Source organism: Streptomyces sp. NPDC002130 (assembly GCF_040296465.1).
Classification (GTDB): Bacteria; Actinomycetota; Actinomycetes; order Streptomycetales; family Streptomycetaceae; genus Streptomyces.
The window spans coordinates 1-2,180 of record NZ_JBEOXI010000605.1; the positions used below are offsets into that span (position 1 = coordinate 1).

Here is a 2,180-nt window from a genome sequence, read left to right on the forward strand (position 1 = left end):
GGCGACCTTGAGTGCGCCGACCACAGCGAGCAGCACGTAGGTGATGTTTCCGACGAAGTTCATGACCGGCATGATCAGACTGGAGAGGAACTGTGCGCCGAAGGACGCGTCGAGGAGCTTCTTGTTCTGCTCGGCGAATTCACGCTCGGCTTCGGCCTGATGCCCGTACACACGAACCAGGTCGCGACCGCTGTAGTTCTCCTCGATCTGTGCGTTGATCTTGCCCGTCTCGGCGAGAACGACCAGAGTAACGAATCGAGGTCCAGATCGGGTGAATTCACGAGCACTCGGGCGTTGGAAATCGTCGCCTCGATCTTCGCGCGATTGCGGACGATCGCGGCATCGGAGAGCAGTCTCTCCACGTCCGCAACTCCGTACGCTGCGACCTTGTCCGGATCGAACCCGTCGAAGGCTTCGCGGAACGCCTCGCGTTTACGCAGAATCGTGATCCACGACAGTCCCGATTGGAATGCTTCGAGGGCGAGCCGCTCGAACAGTTCGTCGACGTGTTTGTCGCCGGCGAGCGTGGGTTGGTGGTGGGTGGTTGGGATGGTGTGGGGGTGGCTGTGGGGGGTTTGACGTTGGTGGATGTGTTGGATGGTCGGTTTGCTGGTGTGGGTGGTGGGGGTTTGGTGTGTGGTGGGGTGGTGTTGTCGTGGGGTGAGTTCGATGTTCGGGTGAATCGTTTTGCGCGGTTGTTGATTTCGTTGGGTGTGGGTCCGGAGTCGCGGGTGTGTGTGGCGTTGTCGCGGTCGGTGGAGTTGTTGGTGGCGGTGTTTGCGGTGGTGCGGGCTGGTGGGGTGTTCGTTCCGGTGGATGTGGGTGCGCCGGTGGAGCGGGTGGGGTTTGTGGTGGGGGTGGTGGATCCGGTGGTGGTGTTGTCGCGGGCTGGTGATGGTGGGTGTTTGCCGGTGGGGGTGGGGTTTGTGGATGTGGGTTGTGTTGATGTTTCGGGGTTTTCGGGTGGTCCGGTGGGGGTGGGGGATCGGTTGGGGGTGTTGTTGCCTGAGCATGCGGTGTATGTGATGTTCACGTCGGGGTCGACGGGTCGTCCGAAGGGGGTGATGGTCTCGCATGCGGGGGTGGTGAATCGGTTGTTGTGGATGCAGGGGGAGTTTCCGTTGGGTGTGGGGGATGTGGTGTTGCAGAAGACGCCGGTGTCGTTCGATGTGTCGGTGTGGGAGTTGTTTTGGCCGTTGATGGTGGGTGCGCGGTTGGTGGTGGCGGATCCGGGTGGGCATCGTGATCCGGTGTATTTGGTGGGTGTGATCGAGCGGTGGGGTGTGTCGGTGGTGCATTTTGTGCCGTCGATGTTGGAGGTGTTCGTGGGGGAGCCTTCGGTGGTGGTGGGGTGTTCGAGTCTGCGTCGGGTGTTTGTGTCGGGTGAGGGGTTGTCGTCGGTGTTGGCGGGGCGGTTTGCGGGGGTGTGTGGTGCGGAGTTGGTGAATTTGTACGGGCCGACGGAGGCGTCGGTGGATGTGACGTTTCATGTGGTGGAGGGTGTTGTGGGGGTGGGTGTTCCGATTGGTCGGCCGGTGTGGAATACGCGGGTGTTGGTGTTGGATTCGCGGTTGCGGCCGGTTCCGGTGGGTGTGGTGGGGGAGTTGTATGTGGGTGGGGTGCAGGTGGCTCGGGGGTATGAGGGTCGTGCGGATTTGACGGTGGGTCGGTTTGTGGCGGATCCGGTGTCGGGGGTGGTGGGTGCTCGGGTGTATCGGACGGGTGATGTGGTGCGGTGGGGGTGTGGTGGGGTGTTGGAGTTTGTGGGGCGTAGTGATTTTCAGGTGAAGGTGCGGGGGCAGCGGGTGGAGTTGGGTGAGGTGGAGGCGGTGTTGGCTGCTCAGGTGGGGGTGGCTGGTGCGGTGGTGGTGTTGAGGTCGGGTGTGGGTGGGGATTTTTTGGTGGGGTTTGTGGTGGGGTGTGTGGGGGTGGTGGTGGACGAGGTGGCGGTGTTGGAGGGGGTGCGGAGGTCTCTTCCGGGGTTCATGGTGCCGTCGGTGGTGGTGGTGTTGGGGGAGTTTCCGGTGACGGTGCATGGGAAGTTGGATCGTAAAGCCCTCCCGGACATCAACTTCGAACCTCAATCGCTGCAGTATGTCGCGCCGCGAACGCCGGTCGAGGAGACGGTTGCCGCAATCTTCGATGATCTGCTGGGAACGTCCACGGTGGGCGTGTACGAC

2 protein-coding genes and 1 pseudogene are annotated in these 2,180 nt (G+C 62.2%); 1 reads left to right on the forward strand and 2 read right to left on the reverse strand.

Annotated elements, in window-relative coordinates; all coding sequences use genetic code 11:
• Together ABT116_RS43395 and ABT116_RS43400 are read right to left on the reverse strand one after the other, a co-directional pair.
• Positions 1-171: hypothetical protein (locus ABT116_RS43395; protein WP_351646283.1), on the reverse strand; the 171-nt coding region annotated here is incomplete at its 3' end.
• Between the two features lie 92 nt (positions 172-263).
• Positions 264-551: pseudogene (locus tag ABT116_RS43400) on the reverse strand (DNA-3-methyladenine glycosylase I); the annotation flags it as partial.
• On the opposite strand from ABT116_RS43400, the gene ABT116_RS43405 reads away from it, so the two are divergent.
• Positions 465-2,180 (forward strand): amino acid adenylation domain-containing protein (locus ABT116_RS43405; RefSeq protein ID WP_502984050.1); only part of this gene is annotated, 1,716 nt, incomplete at its 3' end. The pseudogene ABT116_RS43400 and the gene ABT116_RS43405 overlap by 87 nt on opposite strands.